Genomic DNA, 24,716 nt, shown 5'->3' with positions numbered 1-24,716 from the left:
GATCAGCGTCCTCCTGCCAGCGAATCAGGTAAGCTCATCCAACGCTCGCCAGACAGCAAACCGATGGACTGGCCAGCAATAAGAACACCGTTTTCTGTCGCTAATAAGCGCGTGTGGTAGCCGTCTGCGAAACCTTCGGGAGAGAGCAGGTTCCAGCTTTCACCATCTTGTGAGCTCAACAGAGCGCCGCCGTTACCGGTCGCCAGCCAGCGCCCATCGTCTTTGATCACATCGTAAAGATGCTCTGTTGTGGGTGACGACACCTCCGCCCAGTTCAGGCCGGAATCGTCTGTGCGGAAAATCACCCCACCGTTGCCGACTATGACGCCTTTGGTTCCGTAAAATGCCAGGGAGCGCAGGCTTTCGTAACCGAGCTCCTGACTTTCCCAGCTATCGCCTTGGTCAACAGAGTGATAAAGCGTGCCAAACTCAGCGGTGATCCACAGATCACCATTTTCTGTTCGGGCAATATCATTAAGCGCTACATCGCCCTCAATACTGAGATCTTCCCACTCAGTGGCTGCGGCGTCCGTGCGGAAAATGGCACCCATCTCGCCGATCACCCAGAAGTAACCGTCCTGCCACGTAACTTCGATCAATTTTCCTGCAATGTCGGAAACCGGCAGGTGATGCGATGCCCACTCTCCGTTACCGTGGTGCCGGAATGTCCAGCCGGAATTGCCAACCGCCAGCACCGTTCCATCGGTGGAAGCAGCAATGCCCTGAAGATTCACGGGCTCCGACATGATGTGGCGTTGCCATTGCTCTATCGTCTGTCCACCTTCGAGAATCAGGCCGCTATTACCCGCGAACCAGAACTTGCCAGGTGCAGATTCACTCACGTCATAGAACAGGTCGCGAGGCTCGTTAAGCGGTTGCGGCAACGGCAAAGCCTCGACACCGGGCTTGATGAACGCCGCTGCGTAAGCCAGCCCACCCACGATCGCCCAAGGCGCTATTTGCGCTGCAAAACCCAGGACCTTACCCACCATGAGAAGTCCCCGCGGTAGAAGCTTTTGACAACTGCTGACTGAGCCAGCGAAAACTCTTCCCACCCAGGGGCACGCCGGTTAGCTGTTCGGCCAGACATACAACGGGAACGAGATCGAAGGGATTAATGCCCGTGTCATGGCCCATACTGTTGAGTAACAGCACCACATCTTCGGTGGCCACGTTACCGGTGGCGCCCGGCGAGAAAGGGCACCCGCCAAGACCACCAATAGAGGTGTCGAATTCCCGTATGCCGTGATCCAGGGCCGCCGTTATATTGGCTAAAGCTATACCCCGAGTATCGTGGAAATGACAGGACAGAATGTCCGAACCCACTTCGCTGATGACCCCATTGAGCAGACGACGAACATGTTCCGGATTGGCGGCACCAATGGTGTCGGCAATGATGATCTTGCTTGCCCCGGCCTGTTCCAAACGTTTGGCCAACCGCGCAACAACCGCTGGCTCCACCAACCCCTCAAACGGACACTCGAATGCCACCGCCAGATAAGCCTGAACCTCGACTCCCTCGCACCGGCCGCGCTCAATAATCGCCGTACAAACCTCAACGGTCTGCGGCAGAGACATGCGGATGTTTTTCTGATTCATGGTTTCAGTCACAGAAAGAACGACATTTACCACATTTGCGCCGGCAGCGACTGCAAGCTCATAACCTTTCATATTCGGCACAAGCCCGGCGTAACGGACCGCGCTTCGCTCTGGAAGCAGCGCAAACAGATCATCCGTACCCGCCATTTGCGGCACTGCTTTTGGTGATACAAAGCTGCCTGCCTCGACGTTTTTCAGTCCGACCTTCACCAGCGCCTGGATCAGCGACAGCCGGTCCTCAACCGACAACGTTTTGCCCTGGCTTTGCAGCCCGTCGCGGGGGCCTACTTCATTGATACGAATTTTCATGCTGCGCCCTCCGTTACCCGACGGCCTTACTGGCCTTTAACTCGCTTATGCGCTGATCGCTGTAACCGAGTGCTCTGAGCACCTCCTCCGTGTGCTGCCCCAACAAGGGTGGCGCGGTGAAGGAATCCGAGGAGTCAACGCTGAGTTTGATCGGGTTGCCGGGCGCTTTGACCACACCGCCATCGGACTGGGGTATATCTACAACCATTTTGCGGAACAGTACTTGAGGGTCCGTCAGGGCATCAGAGAACTTGTTAACCGGCCCGCAGGGAATGCGAGCACTGGAGAGCTGTTCAACCCAGTACTCTGTGGTGTTGGTTTGCAGCAGTTCAGAGAGAATTCCGTTGATTTTGTGCTTGTCGGCAAAACGACCAGGCTGAGTTTTGTATTTCGGGTCCCTAAGCTCATCAATGCCGAGCAACTCGACCAGGCTGTCCCAGAAACTGTCGAAAATAACCGCGATGATCACAAAACCATCGTTGGTTCTGAATGAGTCGTATGGCACATGAACAAAATGACCATTACCAATGGGCGTCGGGTTATCACCGCTGAGGAAGTGCATGGTCGCCATGTAATTCAGCATGCTGATCTGGCAATCCAGCATTGATATATCCACATGCTGGCCGAAGCCCTTGGCGCTTCGTGACTGCAGCGCCGCAAGAATACCCATGGCTGCGAACATGCCACCTCCAAGGTCACCAATGGGCACACCTGAACGCGCTGGATGTTCTGAATCATGGCCTGTAATGGACATGCCACCGCCAATACCCTGCACCACCAGATCAAACGCCGGCCGGCTGAAGTTGGGGCCATCCTGACCGAATCCGGTAATAGAGCAGGTAATAATGCGAGGGTTTATTTCTGAGAGGTGTGTGTGATCGATTTTAAGTTTGGTCGGGACACCTGCGGAAAAGTTATCCAGAACGATGTCTGCTTCCCGAACAAGATCGTAGAAGGTGTTAAGACCGCTCTCGCTTTTCAGATCAATACAAACGCTTTTCTTGTTCCGGTTGAGCGTTATAAAGTAGGCGCCCTGACCGTTGTGGGAGTTTCGGGGGTCTTTAGCGAGAAGCGCGCGAGTGCCCTCTCCATTAAGAGGCTCTACCTTTATGGTGTCTGCCCCCATGTCAGCAAGGAGCATTCCCGCGTAGGGACCAGATAGCATATGCGTCAGATCGAGGATCCGGACGCCTTCCAGAGGTTTGGTCATGTTCAGTCAGCACACTGTTGTCGAATGAATTATTGTTGCCCTTCGCAACGGGGCTTTTAAATCATTTAGAGCAAAGGCGGTGCCAACTCATAAAAAAAGACGAAAAAATTCGCAACCAACTGAAAAACAGTTATTTTATAGTACGTAGAAACCGAATAGGCATAACTCGAAACATAAAAAATTATTTCATAATGAAATAGGTGAATTTCATTATGAAATCAATCGGAGCTATTCCTGATAAAGCAGTGTGCAAAATGAAGAAGCTGCGCGCAGTTCCGATGACTTTTTATCGGACTGAACGCCATACATTGCGGCTCGTCAAAACAGATACCGCAAAGCAGCCGCGGCGAAGACACCGGCACCAATCGCTGGCAAGGGTTTTTGAAGGACAAGCATAGTAACAGCGGTCACTGACAAAGCAGCAAGCGCCCCTGCATCGCCCTCAAATGCCATGGGCACGATGATAGCGATAAGCACAGAGCTGGCCATGGTGTTGATAAAGCTCTCTATACGAGGGTTTATCCGCACGAAGGACATGATAAACACGCCGCCAAAACGGGTCACCAAGGTCACCAGCGTCATGATCAGTATCAGTATCAGAACGCCCGTTGTGGTGGTTTCAATGGTCACGTGGGTGTCTTCCCGGCAGTCTCTTTACCCGGTTTTTTCTCAAGCCAGAAGAAACCGACCACACCGCCAGCAAGGGCGCCTGCGACGACGTGCGTGTTGGCGGGCAGCCATTTCCACGCGGCTAACGACGCCAGCGCTGCCGACGCCCAGGCAACAAGAATACGCGGGCTCTTCTTCCCGCCTAAAGCCATGGCCAGCAGAAAGCAGCCCAAAACCATGTCTAACCCCAGGTTCTTCGGGTTCTGCAACAGCCCGCCAAAGTAAACGCCTAACCAGGTGCCCACAATCCACGCCAGCCAAAGCACCAGACCACCGCCCAGAATGACCTCCAGGTTGCGATTACCTCTTTGGTAATCCTGAGCGGCTACGGCCCAGTTGGCGTCGGTAAGAACCAAAAGCACGCCATAACGTTTGGCGGGCGCTACGTCTTTCAACATGGGGTAAAGCGACGCGCCCATCAGCAAATGCCGGGAGTTGATGGCAAATACCACGACCATAACCGGGATAACAGACACTTCCGCTCCCCACATGTCGATCGCGGCAAACTGAGCTGCCCCGGCGAACACCAGGGCGCTCATCAGAATGGTGTCTAAAGGAGCCAACCCCTTCTGCACTGCAGCCAAACCAAACGCAGCACCAAACGCCACCACAAATAGGGAAATGGGGAGCATCCGCATGAGCTCGGAGCGAATCCTGGCGGGTTGAAACCGGTATGAATACAACGTGCTTTTCATAGGCGCAGGCTAAGTAGGTTTTAAGGGCGCGTGTGTCAGTCGTTTTTCTACAAGCCGATCTACAACCTGGAGCCAGTATGCCCCTGGTTGTCATCAGCAAGCCTTTAGAGCCAGGTAAGGCCCGAAGCCGTCATTACGCCCATAATACCGGCGTAGAACGGAAACTGAAAACGATACCTGAGCCACCTTTAACCGCTTCGTGCAGGCTATCAAGTAGCCTCTTCGGCGTCTGGTGCAGAATAACGGCCATGAACAGAAACATGAAATTGACGATGTTCAAGTTCAAACCGCCGCCATCCATAAAATACTGAAAAATAAACGCCAGCCCACTAAAGCCAATCAGCCAGGCCAATACCCGGCTGTTTTCCAAATGATCTGCCGGGCGTTTTATAGAAATGCTGGTGTCTGGTTCGTCATTCAACACCGCTGGGTCTACGTAAACGCTGTCTTCTTCTTTTGGCAACATCAGGCGATTCACCAGCGGAACAACAATAAACAGCGCCCCGATGATGGCAAGATTGAAGAATGCAAAGATTGTTTCGCCCGAACCAATAACGCCAATAATATCCTGGCTAAAGTGCCCCTCGGTCGCTATAACCAGCGGAATTGAGCCGGCAAGGCCCCCGTGCCAAACAATAAAACCAGAGTAGGCGCTTGCGATCAAAAGCGGATAGTGAACCCTGACTTGCCGGGCTAGAGCCTTGGCAAAAAGAGCGCCCACAACCAGGCCGAATCCCCAGTTAATCCAGCTTGCAATAAGCGCTACAAAGGTAACCAGAATAATAGCTTGGCCCGGCGTACTGGCCAGTGCGGCAAAGCGGTTCAGTATTCCCCGAACAAACGGCGTGCTCGCCAACATGAACCCTGTAACCAGAACAAGCAGCATCTGCATCGAGAAGGTGAGCAGGCTCCAGAAACCGTCGCCCCACATTTCAATCACGGCCATTGGGCCGTGACCTTCAAACGCCATAGCCGCACCGAAAGAGACCAAGGTCAGAATAATGACAAAGATGTACGGATCTGGCAGATATTTATCGACCAGACTGACCATAGGCCGGGCGGCTCTGTCGAGCATTGATATTAACCTTATTTTTTATTAATTTACAGGAGCTTAGGTTGTTCTGAGCCGGAATTCAAGGAATAAGTGCGGCACTAATGATTCGGGAGCTTGGTACTCAAAGTGCTGTATCGAGAAGCATCATTAAAACAAACCCGATTATAAGCCCACCCGTTGCCCAGCTTTCATGCCCGGCGCGATGGGACTCGGGAATAATTTCATGACTGATCACAAACAGCATTGCACCTGCCGCAATCGCCAACCCCCAGGGCAGAAGATGAACCGAAAGGCCGATCAATGCCACGCCCAACAGGGCCGCGACAGGCTCCACCAGACCAGAAAGAGCACCAACGCCAAGGGCTAACCCTTTGCTGTAACCAACGCTCATCAAGGCCAAAGCAACCACAAAGCCTTCGGGAATATCCTGTATCGCAATACCCACCGCCAGAGCCTTTGCACCCACCAGATCCGGCCCGGCAAATGAAACACCAATCGCCATGCCTTCAGGAAAGTTGTGCAACACGATTGCCGTGACAAAAAGCCAGACCCGCTTAAGCCTTGTTGCCTGCTCGATATTGACTTCAGATCGGGCGCCGCCTTCAAGGCCTTTGACAAAATGCTCATGGGGCACAACCCGCTCAATCATCAGCAAACCCAGAGCGCCCAGTATGATGCCTCCGCCAACAATACCCCCGGCCAGCCAGGAACCTGCGCCCTGATCAGCGGCAGTATCCAGTGCCGGTATAATCAATGAAAACGACGTTGCTGCCAGCATAACCCCGGCGCCAAAGCCCATTAGCGTATCGATAAGACGCTGCGAAAGCTGGCGCGTTAAAATAGCAGGAATCGTACCCAGCGCCGTCGCCCCAGCGGCAAACAAACCGCCCAGCAGCGCGCCTGTCATGTGTGGATCACCCGCAGCCAAACGCACGTATATGCCGGGCAACAACGCGACGAAACCGCCAATCAGAATCGTCAGAACTACCCAGTATCGCAATGCCATAAAATCACCTTGTGTTCATTATGTCGCCAGCGTGGCGCCCAACGCCTGTAACTGGCATCCGCAGGCGTTCATCATGCTTGAGTTACGCCATTTGCACAAAACCTGGGAATCTCGCAGAGAGTGCTAAAAAGGCTGACGGGCGAGCCAGGCAGCGGGACTAAGACTTGCGGGTTATCAGGCAGAGTCTTTTTTGGTGCCGGGCACCGGCACCGCAGATACGAAAACATCCCGCACAGTAATGGGCTCACCTTCGGCGTTCTGTACCTGAACCATTTGAATCGGTTGCCCTGTTGTCCGGTCGCGCAAATCCAGCGAGGCGTCGTCGGGCGCAGGGTTCCACTTGTTTCCCCACTGGCGCAAGGCAATAACCACCGGAAACAGATCCCGGCCTTTCTCGGTAAGCCGGTACTCAAAGCGGGAGCCGTGTTCGCCAACATCTACTTTTTTCAGCACGTCGTTGTCCACCAGGCGAGCCAAGCGGTCGCACAGGATATTTTTGGCGATACCCAGTTCCTGCTGAAAGTCCACGAAACGCCGGGTGCCATACATGGCGTGCAGCACAACAAGCAGAGACCACCAGTCTCCCACTTGATTCAGGGCGCGGGCGACGGAGCAGTTAGAATCATCAAAACGTTTTTTAGTCATAAGCTGGAGTTTACAGAATTTGGTTGCATATTGAAACCAGATTAAATAGAGTTGCGTTAAGAGACTAAATTAGTGAGGTAACTACCGGTTTTCCCCGCCATCTTATTCAGCATCGAAATGCTTCAAGGAGTCGTAACGAATGACCATGAACCTGGGCCCAATGTTTGAACCTTTCAACGTTCATAACCTGACACTTCGCAACCGCGTTGCCATGGCACCCATGACCCGGAATTTTTCGCCCAACGGCGTTCCCGGCGAGAACGTGGTTGCCTATTACCGGCGCCGTGCCGAAGCCGGTGTGGGCCTTATCATTACGGAGGGCACCACGGTGAATCATCCCGCGGCCAGTGGCTATCCCGATGTACCCACGTTTCACGGTATTGATGCGCTGTCGGGCAAGCCCACCATGTCTGTTGGCAGCGTTGGCCTGACAGAAGATTTCATTAGCGGCACTATGGCCAGCAAGCAGGAGTCGGTTGAACAGTCTGGTATCGACGAGCTGGTAAAGCGCATGAACAGCCACGAATTCGAGCTTATTGCTGTCGGCAGAGCACTTCTTCAAGACCCGGAATGGCTCACCAAAGTGAAGGAAGGGCGGCTTGGCGAGGTGGACGATTTCGCCCGTAAATCCCTCACCAAGCTTTACTGAATCTGTTGACTATATAACGACTCAATTACCTCCGCGTATTTTTCATAAATTTTGCCCCGGCGTACTTTCATGGTGGCGGTCACCTCGCCGTCATCGTGATCCAGCTCTTTGTTTAGCAGATGAAAACGCTTGATCTGCGCCACCTGTGGCAGCCTGTCATTGCCTTTGGTAACCTCCGCCTGAATCAGCTCCCGCACCTTCTCGTGCTCCGTCAGGCTGCGGAACGTGGTGTAGACAATCCGTTCTTGCTCCGCCCATTTTGCTGCTGAATCAAAATCGACCTGGATCAGCGCCGAAACATACTTTCGGGCCTCGCCCACAACAATACACTCCTTGATGTAAGGGCTCGCCTTGATGGTGTTTTCAATTTCCGTGGGCGACAGATTCTTACCCCCGGCAGTAATCATAATGTCCTTGAGCCGGTCGACGATTCGCAGCTGCCCGTCCTGCCACTCACCGACATCGCCGGTATGCAGCCAGCCGTCTCTGAGGGTGGCTTTCGTCGCCTCATCGCTCTTGTAGTAGCCTTTGAATACTGTGCCGCCGCGCATGAGGATCTCGTTTTGCTCCCCCAATGCTACCTCCAACCCGGCAAGCGCTATGCCGACAGTGCCAAGGCAAACATTGTCAGGGCGCTGGGCCGTCGCTACACCCGTGCTTTCAGTCTGGCCGTAAACCTCAACCAGGGGCACACCCAGGGTTCGGAAGAACTGGAGAATGCCCGTTGAAATCGGGGCCGCGCCGGTTAGCGCAATGGAACAACGGCGCAACCCGATAAAATTCTGCAAAGCACGGAACACCAGCCAATAATAAAGGCTGTAGGTAAACCGTTCCCCCATGCTCCACTGAGCCTTTGGCTTGGTCGCCAGAGGCTCACAGGCGCTCATTGCGCGATTGAAAAGCCCCTGCCGCAAACGCCCTGTCTCCTGCATCTTGATATAAATGGCGGAATGGAGCTTTTCCCAGATTCGCGGAACGCCCAGAAAAAAAGTGGGTGCAATCTCCCGAAGATCTTCCTGAATTGTGCGCAGACTTTCACCAAAACTCACTGCGCTGCCCACATAGACAGGCGCAATATTGGTCAAAGCCTGCTCTGCCACATGGCACAGCGGCAGATAGGACAGGCTGGTACTGTGCTGATCCACACCCAACAATTCGATCAGTCCCGGCGCGCCCGCCTGCAGGTTGCCCCAGCTGATCATTGCCCCTTTGGGCCGGCCGGTAGAGCCGGAGGTGTAAATCATCAGAGCGATATCATCCATCTGCTGGTTGTCGAGCAACTCGTCAATTAACTCGGGATGGCTTTTCTCGAACTGGCGCCCAATGGTCTCGATTTCTTCAAACGCGGACGGCGGCGACGCATAGGAACGCAGCCCTTTAGGGTCAATAACAATATTGTGTTTTAGCTGAGGCAGTTCGGGCCAGGCTTGCAGAACCTTATCGGTCTGCTCCTGATCTTCACACAGCACCATTTCTGCATCGCTGTGCTCGAGCACATAGGCCACTTCATTCCAGGGGCTGGTGGGATAAACGCCAACACAAATGCCTTTTACCAAACCAATACCCATCTGCGCGATGACCCACTCCACCCGGTTTTCCGCAATAATGGCAACGTGGCCACCTTCGGAAAGACCGAGCGCATGCAAGCCCAGGCCAAAGTGCCGCGCGCGCTGATAATAATCCTGCCAGGAATAAGCCTGCCAAATGCCGAAATCTTTCTGCCGAAGCGCCAGCATGTCCGGGCGCTCGCTTGCGTGAGCACGGAGCATTTGGACAAGCGTGAGATCACGAACCTGCGGTGTTGTCATGATAGCCACCGCTTTCGGCGTTTGTAATGCTTGATGTCCCGGTAACTGCGGACCTCCCCTTCCTTGCCTCCAACCCCAAGGTAGAATTCCTGTACGTCCTCGTTGGTTGCAAGCCTATCCGCTGGGCCGTCAATCACGATTTTTCCGTTTTCCATGATGTAGCCATAAGACGCAATCGCCAGAGACACGGCCGCATTCTGTTCCACCAGCAATATTGCTGTGCCCTGCTCCCGGTTTATGCGGGCAATTATGGTGAATATTTCCTCCACAAGCTGCGGGGCCAGGCCCAGGGACGGCTCATCCAGCATGATCAGTTCCGGCTGCGCAATCAGTGCACGGCCAAGCGCCAGCATCTGTTGCTCCCCGCCAGACAGGTAACCCGCCAATTGCTTACGGCGGTCCCTGAGGCGGGGGAAATAATCGTAGACCAACTCGTAGGAATCGTGCAGCGAATTCTTGCGCCCACTCAGCGCATAGGTTGCCGCAACAAGGTTTTCCTCAACGGTCAGATCCTCGAATACCCGACGCCCTTCCATCACGTGAAAAAGGCCACCGCGAACCAGCTTTTCCGGTGCTACTCCTTTCAAGGACCGGCCCTTGAAGCGGATCTCTCCGGCCGTCACCTCGCCGTTCTCAAGAGCTAGCAACCCTGACACACTCTTCAGTGTCGTGGATTTCCCAGCACCGTTGGACCCCAGTAGCGCCACAATGGCGCCATGGGGAACACGCAGTGACAGGCCCCGGAGAACCTGCACCGCCTTGTTGTAAACCACTTCGATATTATCGATTTCCAGCAAGGCTTCCATACAGCGTCTCAGTCGAGGTGAATCCAGTCAGATACCGGCTCATAGCGGGCCTCTTTAGCGTTCACGCGCCAGATACGACCAACCGGGAACGACATGTCCTGCACCGAAACCGGAATACCGATAATGCCGCCGGTGTCCCAGTCTTTGATAGAAGCCAGAGAATCGGCCATGTTCTCGGCGGTCAGCTCCTTGCCGGCATCCATGGTGCGCTTGATCACCTCAGTCCAGACCATGGCGTTGAACCAGCCCTGTATATAGCCAGTGGGGCGGTAGCCGGCATCCGGATCGCTCTTTTCTGCCTCGGCACGCAGCGCGTCGAGCATAGGTCCGCCTTCAGCGCTGTCATAATAGTTGTAAGGCATAACACCCATATAACCATCAGCATCTGCACCCATCTTGTTGATGATGAGTTTGTCAGAAGACCAAAAAGTGCCCATAAATTGGGTATCAAGGCCCATCTGCCGCATCTGCACCATGAACTCGTTTATAGGCGACAGCACATAGCCGTGGAATACCACAAAGTCGGGGCGTACCCGGCGCAGCTTTAGAATCTCTGCGGACACATCCACACTGCCGGGCTTGGTAACAATCTCTTCTACGACTTCGATGCCCATCTCGGCGGCTTTGGCCTTGCCGTTTTCAATAGGGTCTTTGCCAAACTCGGTATCGCTGTATACAAAGGCAACGGTAGGCATATCGCCATCTTTGCCCTGAGTCGCAATGTACTCAAGAATAATGCCAAACATCTGGGTGTAGTTCGGGCCGGGAATGAACTGATACGGGTACTGTTCATTGTCGGTCAGCGCGGTCGCAAACGATGCGCCGCTCATCAGCGTGGTGCCTCTGCTGTTCAGTTCCGAGGCGATTGTTTTCATGAACCCGGTGCTGTCGCCGTAGTAAACCGGCACTTTGTTGCTGCCGGTGATTTTCTTGAAGGCGGCCACGGAACGGTCTACTTCATAACCCGTATCTTCCATTACATATTTCACCGGATGGCCGTTGATCCCGCCCTGGCTATTGATCCAACTTGTATAGTCGGTCAGGCCTGCGTGGAGGTGCACGCCGGCAAAGGCGAACACACCAGACAGCGGAATGGAGCCGCCGAATACAATGGGCTCCTTATCCTGTGCCATGGCTGGCGCGGATGCCACCAGAACAGCGGCAATACTACCGATCCCTGCGAGCCTGCGGCCTTTGTTAAGGATGCTCTTGAACATGTTTATTCTCCTTGCGGCTTTTTGTTGTTAAATCCACTAATTTCTGAAAGGCCATAAGCTGAAAAAGCGCCGAATTCGATGCCAGATCTCCGCCAGCCCGTGCGGTTCAAAAATAAGGAAACCGACAATCAGCGCGCCGAAAATGATTTCAAGCATCGGCGACATGAATATCGGTGCGTTCGGGTAAAACGGTGTCAGGGCTGCGGTGAGCAGTTGGAGAACCTCTGGAATCAGCGTCATGAAAGCAGCACCCAGGATTCCGCCCAGCAGGTTGCCCATGCCGCCAACAATGACGGCCGCCAGATAGAAAATAGACATGGAGAGCGGGAAGCTTTCCGGTGTCACAACCCGGAAGAAATAAGCAAACAGGCCACCGGCAACACCGGCATAAAATGAGCTGAGCGCGAACGACATCAATTTGTAATGCAGCAGGTTAATACCCAGAATTTCGGCCGAAATATCCCGGTCCCGGATGGCGATAAACGCCCGGCCGATGCGGGTGCGGAACACATTTTTGGCGGCAAGCACCATCAGTACCGCCAGCGGAACAATGATGAAGTACATCGCAAAATCGGTCTGGAACGTCAGCCCGAACAGATGCGCCGGCTCCAGGCTCAAGCCACCCATGCCTCCGGTTACGGACTCCCACTCGGCGAAAATAAAATGCAGGAAAACACTGGCTGCCAGCGTAGCAATCGCCAAATAAAGCCCTTTTACCCGGAGAGAAGGGAGCCCCACCAGAATACCGACGGCGGCCGCCAGCAGCCCGGCAAGCAAGAGCGTTACCGGGAAAGGTAACCCGGTGTTCATGGATAACCAGGCTACGGTATAACCGCCCACACCCATGAAGCCGGCCTGGCCAAGGGAGATCAGGCCAGTAAATCCGGTCAGTATGTTCAGCCCCGTGGTACTTATAACCGCAATGCCGACCAGACAACCCAGATACATCAGGTAGGAGTCCGCCATAAACGGAAAAATCAGCAGCGCAAGCAGGAAAAGCGCGAACCAGATTTTCTGCGTGGAACTGCTCAAAATGGCCTCATCGGCCTCATAGTTCTGTTTGGCGTCACCGATGCGCATCTTACACTCGCTCTATTTCATGGGTGCCGAAAAGGCCGTAAGGGCGAAAAATCAGAATGACGGCCAGCACGGCGAATGTAGCCGGCATGCGATACTCGCCACCCAGGTAAGCGCCAGCCACGGTTTCCAGCCAGCCAATAAATATCCCGGCAACAAGCGCACCGACGATGCTGTCGAGACCCCCAACAATAACCACCACCAGCACGCTCAGGCCAATAGCACCAAACTGCGGGCTAAGCCCACCGGTTGCAGCCACTAGTACACCCGCAAGTGAGGCTGCGAGAGAGCCAAAAACCCACGAAAGATTGAACACCCGCCGCACATTAATACCCATGGAATAGGCTGCAGCCTGATCTGACGCGGTAGCGCGTAGCGCCACGCCGCCTCGGGAGAAACGGAAATACAGCAGGTAAACGATCAGCAGGGCGGCGCCAATGAGGAAGCCGTAGGCAATTTTAGGTGCCAGATACATCTCGCCAATGAACACCGGTTTACGAGGTAGAAAACCTGGCAGAAGCTGCGGGTCTGCGCCCCATAAAAGCTCTACCAGCCCCACCAAAATACTGGCAATACCGATAGTGACCATCACAACTGAAATGGATGACTCTCCCAGCATCGGGCGGATCATCGTTTTTTCAATCACACCACCCAGAATACTACCCCCGAGCACCGCCAGCGGAAGCGCAATCCAAGGCGACATTTCCATACCCCCGGCAAAGGTCAGAAACAGGTAGGCAGCGAACATCATGATCTCGCCGATGGCAAAGTTGATAACCCGGGTGGCTTTGTAAATGATCACAAAACCCAACCCGATCAGAGCATAAAGCCCGCCCATCGCAAGGCCCGCAAGGCTGATTTCTCCAAAAAATAGCCAATCCACTCAAGCCACCTCCCGTTCGGAGTTTAGTTTCTTGCGCAGGCTGTCCATATCACTGGTGCCCAGATACGCCTCAATGACTTCGGGGTTCTTCTGCACTTCCGCAGGCAGGCCTTCGGCAATCACCTGACCAAAATTGAGCACGGCAATGTGGTCGGAAATATCCATGACCATGCCCATATCATGCTCCACCATCAGCACCGTAATACCCCACTCTTCGCGAATATCGAGAATAAACCGGGCCATATCTTCTTTTTCTTCCCGATTCATGCCTGCGACCGGCTCGTCCAGCATCAGTACCTTCGGCCGCATAGCCAGAGCACGGGCCAGTTCCACCCGTTTCTGCAGGCCATAGGACAAGCTGGCTACCGGCTGGCGTCGGATATGGTCTATCTCTAGAAAATCAATAATATGGCGCTCAACATCGTGACGCACCGCCATTTCCTCGCGACGGGCCGCACCGAAATAAGCCAGTGAGCCTAGCAGGCCGCTTTTCATGTGCACGTGAGCGCCAAGCTTGATGTTATCGAGCACTGTCATGCCCCGAAACAGGGCTATATTCTGGAAGGTTCGCGCAAGACCCAAGGCAGCGCGGGCCGGCGGTTTTACACCCGTGAGCACTTTACCCTGATAACTAATGGTGCCTTGCTGAGGCTTGTAGAAGCCAGAGATGCAGTTAAAAAGCGATGTCTTACCAGCGCCATTCGGACCGATCAATGTGGTCACAGTATTTTCCGGCACCCGGAAACTAACATCCTGTAACGCCTTTAAACCGCCGAACGAGAGCGAAATATTATTAATTTCGAGGATACTAGACATGATTCCTCGCACTTCCTGGTTTATGTTTATTGTTGTTTACGTAAACGTTAGGTGAATCCCCTAATTCAAACAAAACATAGTCTATTACCATCAAAAAACACAAGAAAATCTGACCTATAGTTACTTGATTACTCTCTGCGAAGGAACTCACAACGATGACAGCCAACCCATTAGTCCCGTTATTTGATGAAAAACCGGGATTACGCTGCATCGTGTTAACCGGCGCAGGGAAAGCATTTATGGCCGGTGGCGATGTCGCCAGCATGGCCGGCACCCCGGAACAGACCCGAGACTTGATCAATGGTTTACTGGTGCCGCTCCATGAAGCGATTCTGCTGCTACGGAGCATGGATGCTCCGATAATTGCCGCTGTGAGAGGTGCCGCCGCGGGTGCCGGGCTGAGTCTCGCGCTGATAGCAGACATAATCGTAGCTGAAGAAAACGCGAAATTCCTGATCGCCTACAACGGTATAGGCGCCGTACCGGACTGCGGCGGCAGCTGGTCGTTGCCGCATAAGATCGGCGCAGCACGTGCTACGGCGATGATGCTGTTGGGCCGCCAGCTCACAGCCACTGAAGCCAAAGACTGGGGCCTGCTGACCGAGGTCGCCCCTTCGGATTCCTTTGACGAAACACTGGTGGCTATCGTGAGGCGTGTGGCCACCGGGCCAACCCGGGCCTTTGGTGCTTTTCGCCGGCTTGTTGATCAAGCCAGCGGAAGGCCATTGGCCGCGCAGCTTGAAGCTGAGCGGCTGGCATTTTTGCAAGCAGCGGAGACCAGCGATTTCAAGGAAGGCGTGTCCGCTTTTGTCAGCAAGCGGCCCGCTGAATTTGCCGGTACGTAGCCGCTCACTAACACCCCTCAGCCCCGCAACGCACCCACCAGTTTGTCGATGCTGTCTTTGGCATCGCCAAAGAGCATGCGAGAGTTGTCTTTGAAAAACAGCGGGTTTTCCACCCCGGCATAACCCGTGGCCATTCCGCGTTTAAGAATCACCACCTGCCGTGCCTTCCAAACCTCAAGCACCGGCATGCCGGCGATCGGGCTGCCAGGATCTTCTGCTGCGGCCGGGTTCACCGTGTCGTTGGCACCGATAACCAGCACCACGTCGGTCTGCGGAAAATCGCCGTTGATTTCGTCCATCTCCAGCACTATGTCGTAAGACACATTCGCTTCCGCCAACAGTACGTTCATGTGCCCGGGCAGCCGGCCTGCAACCGGATGGATGCCAAAGCGCACCGTTGTTCCGCGCGCCTTCAGCAGTTTGGTCATCTCGCTAACCCCATTCTGGGCCTGAGCTACGGCCATGCCGTAACCCGGTACGATAATCACCGAATCGGCGTTACGCAGCTCCTCGCATACCTCATCGATATTGGTTTCCAAAGCCGTTTGATCAGATCCGGCAGCGGCAGAGCTGCTGCTGGTTTGACCGAAGCCACCCAAAATAACGCTGACAAACGACCGGTTCATGGCCTTACACATAATATAACTGAGGATCGCGCCGCTGCTGCCAACCAGCGCACCGGTTACGATCAGCAAGTCATTGCCCAGCATGAAACCGATAGACGCTGCGGCCCAGCCGGAGTAGCTGTTGAGCATCGAAACCACCACTGGCATGTCGGCACCGCCAATGGCCATGATTAAATGCACACCCAAAGCGGCGGCAATCACCGTCATCAGTACCAGTGCAATCACGCCCAGGGCAATGCTGTCGGTGCCCAGGAACCAGGCACCCAGAAGCACCGACGCCAGCAGCGCCACCAGGTTCATCAGGTGCCTGCCTGGCAACGTCAGGGCTTTACTGTCGATACGGCCATCCAGTTTGCCGCAGGCAATCAGTGAGCCGGTGAAGGTAACGGCGCCAATAAACACACCTAGAAACACTTCCACCAACTTGATGGTGTGCTCGGCACCGGTTGTTTGTATCAGCGGCTCGATGTAACCAGAAAAGCCCACCAGCACCGCAGCCAAGCCGACAAAGCTGTGCAGCAGCGCCACCAACTGTGGCATTTGGGTCATTTCCACCTTATTGGCGATAACAATGCCAATGCTGGCCCCCGCCAGCACCGCAATCACAATAGCAACAAGCCCGCTGTCGCTAACGCTGGCCACAGTAGCCACCAGCGCAATGAGAATGCCGGCAACCCCGTAAAGATTGCCGCGGCGCGACGATTCCTGATGGCTCAAGCCTCCAAGGCTGAGAATAAACAGCACGCTAGCGACCACATAGGCCACACTGACAAGTCCTGAACTCATAGCGGGTGCCTCCTAGCGGCGGAACATTTTGAGCATGCGATGGGTAACCCGAAAGCCGCCCCCTACGTTGATGCTGGCAATCAGCACCGCCACAAACGCCATAATTCCAACCGCAAGATTTTCCGCCTGCGCCAGGTGCAATATGGCGCCAATCACGATAATGCCGCTGATGGCGTTGGTCACACTCATCAAGGGTGTGTGCAAAGAAGGCGTTACATTCCAGACAACCTGCCAGCCAATAAAGCAGGCCAGCACGAACACGGTGAAGTGCCTCAGAAAGCTATCCGGTGCGTGAGCGCCGATGCCATAAAGCGCGGCAACGGTGACAATCAACAGTACGCCCTTGCCTATTAAACTGCGGCGCTCGGAATCTTTGCGCGCCGCCGCTTTCTGTTCCGCTGAGGGTTCTTCCGTTCCGGGCGCAGCCTTGGGACTGACCGGCGTGTGCGGTTGCGGCGGTGGCCAGGTTATTTCTGAATCCAGCACTACGGTCAGGCCACGGATAACATCGTCTTCCATGTTCACCTGTGGCTGGCCGTTTTTCTCTGGCGTCAGTTCGGTGACAAGGTGAAACAGGTTGGTGGCGTAAAGGTCACTGGCCACTTTGGCCATGCGGCTTGGCAGATCTGTGTAGCCGATCAGCGTAACGTCATGCTTCTCGACGATTTTGCCAGGCTCGGTGAGCTCGCAGTTGCCGCCGCGTTCGGACGCCAGGTCGACAATCACGCTGCCGGGCTTCATGGATTTCACCATGTCCGCGGTAATTAACTTAGGTGCGGGTCTGCCGGGAATAAGAGCGGTGGTGATGATGATATCCACCTCTTTGGCCTGTTCCGCGAACAGCGCCATCTCCGCCTTGATGAACTCATCGCTCATCTGCTTGGCATAACCGCCGGTGCCGCTGCCCTCTTCCTCACCAAAATCCAGTTGCAGGAATTCGGCGCCCATACTTTCAATCTGTTCTTTCACTTCCAGCCGGGTGTCGAACGCCCGCACAATCGCACCCAAGCTGTTGGCAGCGCCCACAGCCGCAAGTCCGGCCACACCGGCACCTATGACCATCACCTTGGCCGGCGGCACCTTTCCTGCGGCCGTCATCTGGCCAGTAAAAAAACGCCCAAAATGACTGGCCGCCTCCACCACCGCGCGGTATCCGGCAATATTCGCCATGGCGCTTAGCGCATCCATTTTCTGGGCCCGGCTGATTCGCGGCAGGCTGTCGATAGCGAAGGTGGTGATTTTACGGGCGGCGAGATTTTGCAGAAGCTCAGGGTTTTGCCCCGGCCAGATATAACTGACCAGAAAACCACCTTCCTTCATCAGATCGGCTTCGTGCTTACCCAGCGCCGGATTTTCCATGGGTGCGCGAACTTTTAGAATAAAGTCCGAGTCACTCCACAAAGCGCCGGCATCCGCTGCAATGGTCGCGCCAACGGCCTCATAGGCCGAATCGTGATAGTGCGCCGCCTCGCCTGCACCCGCCTCTACCGTAACCTGATAGCCCAGCCCAATCAGTTTGTGCACCGAGGGTGGCGTTGCCGCAACTCGTCGCTCGTCTAAGTAAATTTCCTTTGGAATACCGATCTTCATGTGCAGATACCCTTCAGCTGAACCGATGAATCGAATGAATGGCTATCTATAGCCTAGTGCAACTTCAGGACATTGCTCAGGAATTGCTGTGTTGCGAAAGGCAAAAACCCGGTTTAAAACCATAAATCTGCTTCGTTATACGCTCAACTTATCTCAGCGTGCCTTCAGGCACCGAACACGGTGCGCAATCGCGCCCGCCTGTTGTGCTGTTTGCCTTTTATTTCCGAGGCATAGCGACCACTCAGGCGGAGAGTTCTGTGCTAGCTAAACACTAAAGCGCCGTGTGCTTTCGGAAATCACATTAGCCTGCTCGGACAAACGCTGATTCTGCCTGCCAAGCTCAGCGCCAATGGCTTGCGTTTCGACACTCTGCCCGCGGATTTCTTCCATTTTTTGCGCAATGTCCTCAGTGGTGACGGAAATTTCCTCCACGGCAACCACAACCTGATCCATTTCTGAGTTCAAGGTGACAATCGATTGAGCCACCCCACCCATAGCGCCTGCAATCTGCGACGCATGGTGTTCACCTTCTTTCGCAATTTTGAGCCCGTTGTTAGCCAGGGTGTCCATGCTGGTGGTCTGCAAGTTGAGCTCGTCAATAATGCCAACAATGTTGGTGGTGGCGGCAACGGTTTTTTGTGCCAGGGTGCGAACTTCGTCAGCCACCACTGAAAAACCGCGCCCTGCGTCACCCGCCCGAGCAGCTTCAATCGCAGCGTTAAGCGCCAGCAGATTGGTTTGGTCCGCCAGACTGTTGATGACGCCAATAATGCCGGTGACCTTGGCGCTGGCCTGGTTGAGCAGTTTGACATGGCCATGGGTATCTTGAATGACCCCCGACAGCAGGCGCATGGAGGTCACGCTGGCTTCAACCACGTGAGCCCCAGACTGCGCCGACTCGTTGGCGGCTTGAGTAGCAACACCCACCTGCGATGCGCGTTCGGCAACATCGTTCAGGGTGACGGATATTTGCTGACTGGCAGTGGCCACCAGGATAGTTTGGGATTCAACTATCTCGTTGTTGTGTGCCAGTCGAACCATGGTTTTTTCAAGCTCGCGATGAACCTCGATCAAATCCCGGGTGCCGGCAATAGACTCTCGCATCAGCGCGCCGATTTTATCGATCATCTGGTTGGTGGCCCTGCCCAGAATGTTGAATTCATCGTTGGCATTGTCGCCGAGTGTCAGTTTCTTTGTGAGGTCGCCCTCTGACACCCGCGACAAGAGCTCAACCACCCGGTTGAGCTGGCTAACCAGAGCCCGCGAGGTAAGGAACAGCACCAGAACCAACAAAGGTGCAAACAGTAAAATAGAGCCAATGCTGACCATTTTGGCCGACACTTTGGCGTTTTCGGCGTTCAAAAGAGTGCTCGCAATAAGACCGGATTGTAGAGCCTCACTTTGAGCTATAACTTGCTGCTGAAGGTTTCCGCCGGCTTGTTCCGCATTGTTGGAAGCGGTGGCAATTTGTTGCAGAACGGCATCAGCTCGGTCAAACGCGTCACGGTACTCGCGGGTTTTTTCGCCAATCACGATGTTTTCCCACTCGTACTCTTTAACAAAATCTTCCAGCACCTTAATGGCTTGGCTTGAGGCTTCCGCCAGCGCGGGATCGCGAGTGTTCATGTAATTATAGGATGTTCTCTCGATTTCAAGAATAGCCTCATCAATCAGGCCGAATGACTCCTCCTGGAGTTGTGCCATAACGACAGCGAGCTCCTGGCGAATCCCGGCCGAGTCAGACAAACCGAGCACCGTCGTCTGCCGCAGCCCTTCCCGACGCAGCGTCACATAACGTTCGGCTTCCGTATAAATGGACTCCGCAAAGCGGATACTGCCTGGATCGTTCAGCTGGTTTGCTTGGCGTTGCAGTGCCTCGGCGTCTGATGTTAGCTCATCCAGCTTCGCCAGCAGCTCATCCTGGTCGCCCCCGGAGAGCGTGCTGAGTTGTTTTTCAACCGTGTTCAATTTGGTGACAAGCTTACTCGCGCTCGTTTCGTAGCGTGATATCTGATAAACGGACTCATAGGACGATGAAACGGCCTCTAATCCCCAGAAAATAGCCCCGGCGATAATGGTCAAGCCTGTCAATGTTACGACGATGAGCATCCGGAACTTCTGGCGCCAGGACAAGTTGAACTTCACGGTAGAATCTCCATTGTTGTTATGATTGTGGCGTTTACAAGCAAGACATCTAATCTAGAGACCCGGCTCGGGTCAACACAAAAACCCCAATCCTGTTATCGACGTATCGGCATCGTGGAAGATAACTTGAGCTTCTCAGGCTTAAACGGCCACCCAGCAAAAACGCCGCAGCCCAAGATGTGCTAAGGTGCCGCCCCTGACGTGCGAGTCACCAAGCATTTTTCTTATGCTTTAGCCATCCGAGCGCTTCCCTCAGGCGTTTTCTCGACATCTCGCATTCAGATCTGTGGTCTTCCCACTCCTGACTCTCTGTCTCTTCCGACAGTTGCTGTCTGCATCCTATTCCGCCATCGGTCAATCCGAATTTGGTGTGTCTCACTGCGAAACCTCATGGGTTGATCGTTACCGGTCAAAGCTGAGCCCTTTTTCGCTTCCAGTTGTCGCCCTGGCCGCTCTTGCCCGGTGCTCGATACAACGCCTTAAACAGGAATCATTATGAGTTTTAAAATTGCCATTTTAGGTGCAGGCCCCAGCGGCTTGGCCCAATTACGTGCTTTTGAAGCAGCCCGCGACGCCGGTGCAGATATCCCCGAAATCGTATGCTACGAAAAACAGAGCGACTGGGGCGGTCTTTGGAACTACACCTGGCGAACGGGCCTGGACGCCTATGGCGAGCCCGTGCACAGCAGCATGTACCGCTATTTATGGTCAAACGGCCCCAAGGAATGTCTGGAGTTCGCGGATTACAGCTTCGAAGAACATTTTGGTCGCCCTATCCCATCTTACCCGCCCCGCGCGGTGCTGCGCGACTACATTATGGGCCGTGTGGCCAAGAGCAATGTACGACAGTACATCCACTTTAACACCGCGGTGCACTGGGTTGACCACAACGAAGCCACCGACAAGTTCGCGGTTACGGTGCGGGACCTAAAACAGGACGAATTGAGCACCGAAGAGTTCGACCATGTCATCGTTGCTACCGGGCACTTTTCGACCCCCAACGTGCCCTATTTTGAAGGTCTGGAGCAGTTTCCCGGCCGTGTGCTGCACGCCCACGATTTCCGCGACGCTTGCGAGTTCAAAGGTAAGGATCTTTTGCTGATCGGCAGCAGCTATTCCGCAGAAGACATAGGCACACAGTGCCACAAGTACGGCGCCAAATCGGTCACCTTCAGCTATCGTTCACAGCCCATGGGCTTCGAGTGGCCGGAGTCCTTCACCGAAGTGCCGTTGCTAACGGAAGTGATCGGCAAGACGGCCCATTTCAAGGATGGCTCCAGCAAAAAAGTCGACGCGATCATTCTGTGTACCGGGTACCAGCACCACTTCCCGTTCCTGCCCAACGAATTGACGCTGACCACGCACAACCGGATGTACCCGGAAGGCCTGTACAAGGGCATCGTTTCCCTGCCCAATCCCAAACTGATATTCCTTGGCATGCAGGATCAGTACTACACCTTCAACATGTTCGACGCCCAGGCCTGGTATGCCCGTGATGTGATGCTCGGCCGCATCACACTGCCGGCAAGCGACGCCATGGCGGCCGATAGCCGTGAATGGGTCGCCCGCGAGCTGAAGCTCGCCGATCCCGTCGACGAGATCGATTTTCAGGCCGCCTACATACAGGATCTGCTTGAACCGACCGACTACCCGGCGTTCGATGTAACCGCCGTTGCCGATATTTTCAAGCAGTGGGAACACGATAAGGAAGAGGACATTCTTGGGTACCGCAACAAGAGCTACCGCTCCACGCTGACGGGCACCCTGGCGCCTGTGCACCATACGCCCTGGATGGATGCGATGGACGATTCTCTGGATGCCTTTCTCAAAGTGAAGCAAACCCAGCCAGCAAAGGAGACTGTATGAATCAACCAAGCCTGAGCCAGGCTCGGTCGCGTTTCACCTCCAGCAGCATACGCTGGGGCTTTATGTGGGCTATGTGGGCCGCCGTGCTCTGGGGTGCCTGGTATGTACCAGGGTCCGCTGTGTGGTTTGAAGCGCCCTATATTAATTTGAGTTTCGATACCAACGCCCAGTTTCTGCTGGCTGCAGCGGTGCTGACAACCTTCAACGCCATTGCCGTGTTGTTCTTTCTGTTTGTCTGGAACGGGGTATTGGGCAAACTGGGGGAATACGTTCGCACCATCAGGCAGATGCGTTTTATATCCAAGTGGTTCTTCATCGGCGCTATATTTGGTGGCCCGATGGCCATCTTTGGTTCGTATCTGGCGATAGGCTACATCGGCGGAGCCTTCGCGGCCATTTCAGCGCTGATGTACCCCATCATCGGCGCCACCCTGGCCAGGCTCTGGTATCAGGAGAAGATCACCAAACGCGCAGCGGTGGGCATTTTTATCATCCTGGCAGGTGGCGTGACAGTCTATGCACCCGGCATTATTGCTGAAATCACAGGCACCGGCGACGCCGGCTGGCTTGGCTATCTGGGCGGCGCAATGGCAGCCATTGGCTGGGGTGTAGAGGGCGCAATCGCAGGCCGAGGGCTGGATGTGGCCGATCCGGATGTGGGTATTACGGTCAGGTTCACGGCCGAAGTCCTGTATTGGGTTGTGCTGATTTTACCAGCGATCTACCTCTTTACCGACCAACCGGTTGTGGAACTGGTCATCGCCACGTTCAACTGGGCGGTCATCGGCTGGCTGATGCTGGCGGGCGTGAGCTTCGCCTTCTGCTATGTCTCCTGGTACAAGTCTTTCCCACTGATAGGCGTTGGGCGAGGGCAAGCGATTGCGGCGTTGTACGGGCTTTTTGCCGTCATCTTCCTCGCCGCGTTCACCCTCGAATTTCCGGATTGGAACTTCCTTGCAGGCTTGGCCCTGTTCGTAATAGGCGGGTTTGTCATGTTCACGGAAAGCGACGAAGTGCTTGAGGTAGTCCGTGCCGTGTCGAGCGACACCAAAACGTCCACCGCTACGGCGAGTGCGGCCAACTCATGATCATTGGAGCAACCCATGAATAAATTGCACATGAAAGGCCGCATTCTACAGCTGATCCATGACCGGCAGAATAGCGGCATATGGGACTGGCAAATCACCGATGCGGTGATGAGTGAATACGGCCTCAGCGGTGCCTACTGGCGTGGCAATACCCGTGTCACACTGACTGACCTGTTCTCCAGCGGCATCATCGAAAGCGTTGAGGAAGAGCTCGACCATCAAGCCTATTTTGGCGCTGGCCGCGTGTTGTTCAAATTCAGGCTCAACGACTTCGGTCGTCAACGGATGCGCGACACCGCACTGGCCTGATAGCCGGTGCCACCTAAAATTTTGACCAAGGAGACACTATGTCTGATTTCTGGGGTTATCCGGGGGCTGACATGCTCGCCGTTGCCGTTATTATTGTGCTCAGTGGCCTGGCCCTGTACCAGGCACGCACCTTTGTAACCAAGCTTTAAACGCAAACGCTGGCCGCCCTTTCGGGCGCGCCAGCACCCATTGTGGTCACACCTTCCCCGTATGATTTCCTTCAAACGTTGATATATACAGGTCTTCAACCTTATCTCTGGCCCACTGAGTTCTGCGTAAAAACTTCAACGACGATTTGATGGACGGATCGCTCTTAAAACAATTTATGTTGATTCTTTGAGCCAACCCCTCCCAGCCGTAATGTTGTTCCAGCCTGGTAACAATCTTCTCAAGCGTCACTCCGTGCAATGGGCTATTCGGTTGTTCTTCACTCATGCTTTTAATACACCGTTATTTATTGAAGGGGTAACCGATGGCATCCAGACCGAAGACTAATAAAACCTTCGAGCCTGACTGATCCGGCCGCGCCAATAGTAGCCATTAAGGGATGAGCGCATAACGCCGGACGATGTCGATGCGTGAATAAAACTGTCATCGCCCATGTAGATGCCGGCGTGCTGATCCTTTCCCTTTATATTAAAAAACACCAGATCGCCGGTGCGCAGGTTGTCCAGGGGAACCCTTTCTCCGGCGGCCAGCATCTGATGAGTGGTGCGGGGTAAACGGCGCTCTATGGCTTCGTGGTATGCAGTGGTGATGAAGCCGGAGCAGTCAAAACCGCTGGCAGACGTACCTCCGTAGCGGTAAGGCGTACCTTCATAGCGCTCGAACACCTGCCAGAATTGCTGAGCTGCAGCCATTTCATTACCGGTAGCGGGCCGCTCTGACGGCTGCCAGCGATTATTGTCTGATGTACGAAGATCCTGAGTGCTGGCGCAGCCGCCAAGGCCAAACAGTATCGCGATAGTAAACAGCGGTAGCAGCGATCGCCATGTCATTGGAATTGCCCTCGAAACTT

The 24,716-nt window shown here is 54.6% G+C and carries 23 protein-coding genes and 1 pseudogene; 5 read left to right on the top strand and 19 right to left on the bottom strand.

Annotated features, from left to right (window positions below; genetic code table 11):
* Nucleotides 1-2 precede the first annotated feature (2 nt).
* The 8 genes from MELB17_RS07865 to MELB17_RS07830 all read right to left on the bottom strand — a co-directional run bounded on the left by MELB17_RS07865 (nucleotide 3) and on the right by MELB17_RS07830 (nucleotide 7,187).
* Complete coding sequence (locus MELB17_RS07865; protein WP_007349649.1) at nucleotides 3-992, bottom strand: WD40/YVTN/BNR-like repeat-containing protein; 990 nt, start codon at nucleotides 990-992, stop codon at nucleotides 3-5.
* On the bottom strand, nucleotides 982-1,908 hold the full coding sequence (locus MELB17_RS07860) for a hydroxymethylglutaryl-CoA lyase (protein WP_007349648.1): 927 nt from the start codon (nucleotides 1,906-1,908) through the stop codon (nucleotides 982-984). The genes MELB17_RS07865 and MELB17_RS07860 overlap by 11 nt, the downstream gene beginning before the upstream one ends.
* A 13-nt stretch (nucleotides 1,909-1,921) precedes the next feature.
* Nucleotides 1,922-3,118, bottom strand: coding sequence for a CaiB/BaiF CoA transferase family protein (locus MELB17_RS07855; protein ID WP_036183918.1), 1,197 nt, complete (start codon nucleotides 3,116-3,118; stop codon nucleotides 1,922-1,924).
* A gap of 318 nt (nucleotides 3,119-3,436) precedes the next feature.
* A complete protein-coding gene (locus MELB17_RS07850) occupies nucleotides 3,437-3,748 on the bottom strand; it encodes an AzlD family protein (protein ID WP_007349646.1) in 312 nt (103 codons plus the stop codon).
* Entirely contained in the window at nucleotides 3,745-4,425 is a 681-nt protein-coding gene (locus MELB17_RS07845; protein WP_007349645.1) for an AzlC family ABC transporter permease, read from the bottom strand. The genes MELB17_RS07850 and MELB17_RS07845 overlap by 4 nt, the downstream gene beginning before the upstream one ends.
* 190 nt (nucleotides 4,426-4,615) lie before the next feature.
* A complete protein-coding gene (locus MELB17_RS07840; protein ID WP_227498829.1) occupies nucleotides 4,616-5,557 on the bottom strand; it encodes a TIGR00366 family protein in 942 nt (313 codons plus the stop codon).
* Between the two features lie 100 nt (nucleotides 5,558-5,657).
* Nucleotides 5,658-6,542, bottom strand: a complete 885-nt coding sequence (locus MELB17_RS07835) for a ZIP family metal transporter (protein WP_007349643.1) — start codon at nucleotides 6,540-6,542, stop codon at nucleotides 5,658-5,660.
* A gap of 174 nt (nucleotides 6,543-6,716) precedes the next feature.
* Nucleotides 6,717-7,187, bottom strand: coding sequence for a winged helix-turn-helix transcriptional regulator (locus MELB17_RS07830; protein WP_007349642.1), 471 nt, complete (start codon nucleotides 7,185-7,187; stop codon nucleotides 6,717-6,719).
* 145 nt (nucleotides 7,188-7,332) lie between these two features.
* On the opposite strand from MELB17_RS07830, the pseudogene MELB17_RS26425 reads away from it, so the two are divergent.
* A pseudogene (locus MELB17_RS26425) lies at nucleotides 7,333-7,584 on the top strand (12-oxophytodienoate reductase); the annotation flags it as partial.
* A 245-nt stretch (nucleotides 7,585-7,829) separates the two neighbouring features.
* Here MELB17_RS26425 and MELB17_RS07820 read toward each other — a convergent pair.
* From MELB17_RS07820 to MELB17_RS07795, 6 genes are read right to left on the bottom strand one after another with little or no spacing between them, the layout of a single operon-like run.
* Nucleotides 7,830-9,644 carry an AMP-dependent synthetase/ligase gene (locus MELB17_RS07820; protein WP_007349640.1) on the bottom strand — a complete coding sequence of 605 codons (1,815 nt, stop codon included), beginning with the start codon at nucleotides 9,642-9,644 and terminating at the stop codon, nucleotides 7,830-7,832.
* Complete coding sequence (locus MELB17_RS07815) at nucleotides 9,641-10,450, bottom strand: ABC transporter ATP-binding protein (RefSeq protein WP_007349639.1); 810 nt, start codon at nucleotides 10,448-10,450, stop codon at nucleotides 9,641-9,643. Before MELB17_RS07815 ends, MELB17_RS07820 begins: the two co-directional genes overlap by 4 nt.
* An 8-nt stretch (nucleotides 10,451-10,458) precedes the next feature.
* On the bottom strand, nucleotides 10,459-11,667 hold the full coding sequence (locus MELB17_RS07810; RefSeq protein WP_007349638.1) for an ABC transporter substrate-binding protein: 1,209 nt from the start codon (nucleotides 11,665-11,667) through the stop codon (nucleotides 10,459-10,461).
* A 36-nt stretch (nucleotides 11,668-11,703) separates the two neighbouring features.
* Nucleotides 11,704-12,747 (bottom strand): branched-chain amino acid ABC transporter permease, encoded by a 1,044-nt coding sequence (locus tag MELB17_RS07805; RefSeq protein WP_007349637.1) that lies wholly within the window; start codon nucleotides 12,745-12,747, stop codon nucleotides 11,704-11,706.
* Nucleotide 12,748: 1 nt separating this feature from the next.
* Entirely contained in the window at nucleotides 12,749-13,627 is an 879-nt protein-coding gene (locus MELB17_RS07800; RefSeq protein WP_007349636.1) for a branched-chain amino acid ABC transporter permease, read from the bottom strand.
* Nucleotides 13,628-14,443 (bottom strand): ABC transporter ATP-binding protein, encoded by an 816-nt coding sequence (locus tag MELB17_RS07795; RefSeq protein WP_007349635.1) that lies wholly within the window; start codon nucleotides 14,441-14,443, stop codon nucleotides 13,628-13,630.
* A gap of 155 nt (nucleotides 14,444-14,598) precedes the next feature.
* Between MELB17_RS07795 and MELB17_RS07790 the strand changes: the two genes are divergently transcribed.
* Nucleotides 14,599-15,288: an enoyl-CoA hydratase-related protein gene (locus tag MELB17_RS07790; protein ID WP_007349634.1), complete on the top strand. Its 690-nt coding sequence runs from the start codon at nucleotides 14,599-14,601 to the stop codon at nucleotides 15,286-15,288.
* A gap of 17 nt (nucleotides 15,289-15,305) precedes the next feature.
* Here MELB17_RS07790 and pntB read toward each other — a convergent pair whose 3' ends face one another.
* From pntB to MELB17_RS07775, 3 genes are all read right to left on the bottom strand, one after another.
* Entirely contained in the window at nucleotides 15,306-16,700 is a 1,395-nt protein-coding gene (gene pntB, locus MELB17_RS07785) for a Re/Si-specific NAD(P)(+) transhydrogenase subunit beta (protein ID WP_007349633.1), read from the bottom strand.
* A 12-nt stretch (nucleotides 16,701-16,712) separates the two neighbouring features.
* Nucleotides 16,713-18,290, bottom strand: coding sequence for a Re/Si-specific NAD(P)(+) transhydrogenase subunit alpha (locus MELB17_RS07780; protein WP_007349632.1), 1,578 nt, complete (start codon nucleotides 18,288-18,290; stop codon nucleotides 16,713-16,715).
* A 264-nt stretch (nucleotides 18,291-18,554) separates the two neighbouring features.
* Entirely contained in the window at nucleotides 18,555-20,435 is a 1,881-nt protein-coding gene (locus tag MELB17_RS07775; RefSeq protein WP_036183911.1) for a methyl-accepting chemotaxis protein, read from the bottom strand.
* Nucleotides 20,436-20,930: 495 nt separating this feature from the next.
* Here MELB17_RS07775 and MELB17_RS07770 point away from each other — a divergent pair, with 495 nt between their 5' ends.
* The 3 genes from MELB17_RS07770 to MELB17_RS07760 are packed head-to-tail and all read left to right on the top strand — an operon-like array spanning nucleotide 20,931 to nucleotide 23,698.
* Nucleotides 20,931-22,301: an NAD(P)-binding domain-containing protein gene (locus MELB17_RS07770; RefSeq protein WP_007349630.1), complete on the top strand. Its 1,371-nt coding sequence runs from the start codon at nucleotides 20,931-20,933 to the stop codon at nucleotides 22,299-22,301.
* The gene (locus MELB17_RS07765) at nucleotides 22,298-23,389 is read left to right on the top strand and encodes a DMT family transporter (RefSeq protein WP_007349629.1); all 1,092 of its coding nucleotides are present in this window, start codon (nucleotides 22,298-22,300) and stop codon (nucleotides 23,387-23,389) included. Before MELB17_RS07770 ends, MELB17_RS07765 begins: the two co-directional genes overlap by 4 nt.
* A gap of 15 nt (nucleotides 23,390-23,404) precedes the next feature.
* Nucleotides 23,405-23,698 carry a hypothetical protein gene (locus MELB17_RS07760; protein ID WP_007349628.1) on the top strand — a complete coding sequence of 98 codons (294 nt, stop codon included), beginning with the start codon at nucleotides 23,405-23,407 and terminating at the stop codon, nucleotides 23,696-23,698.
* Nucleotides 23,699-23,893: 195 nt separating this feature from the next.
* Here MELB17_RS07760 and MELB17_RS07755 read toward each other — a convergent pair whose 3' ends face one another.
* Nucleotides 23,894-24,133: a VF530 family DNA-binding protein gene (locus tag MELB17_RS07755; protein WP_007349626.1), complete on the bottom strand. Its 240-nt coding sequence runs from the start codon at nucleotides 24,131-24,133 to the stop codon at nucleotides 23,894-23,896.
* A gap of 56 nt (nucleotides 24,134-24,189) precedes the next feature.
* On the bottom strand, nucleotides 24,190-24,696 hold the full coding sequence (locus tag MELB17_RS07750; protein WP_007349625.1) for a C40 family peptidase: 507 nt from the start codon (nucleotides 24,694-24,696) through the stop codon (nucleotides 24,190-24,192).
* Nucleotides 24,697-24,716 lie beyond the last annotated feature (20 nt).

This window comes from Marinobacter sp. ELB17, assembly GCF_000169375.1.
In the GTDB taxonomy this organism is placed as follows: domain Bacteria; phylum Pseudomonadota; class Gammaproteobacteria; order Pseudomonadales; family Oleiphilaceae; genus Marinobacter.
The sequence above is the reverse complement of the archived record's forward strand: the minus strand, read 5'-3'. Positions and strand labels throughout refer to the sequence as shown.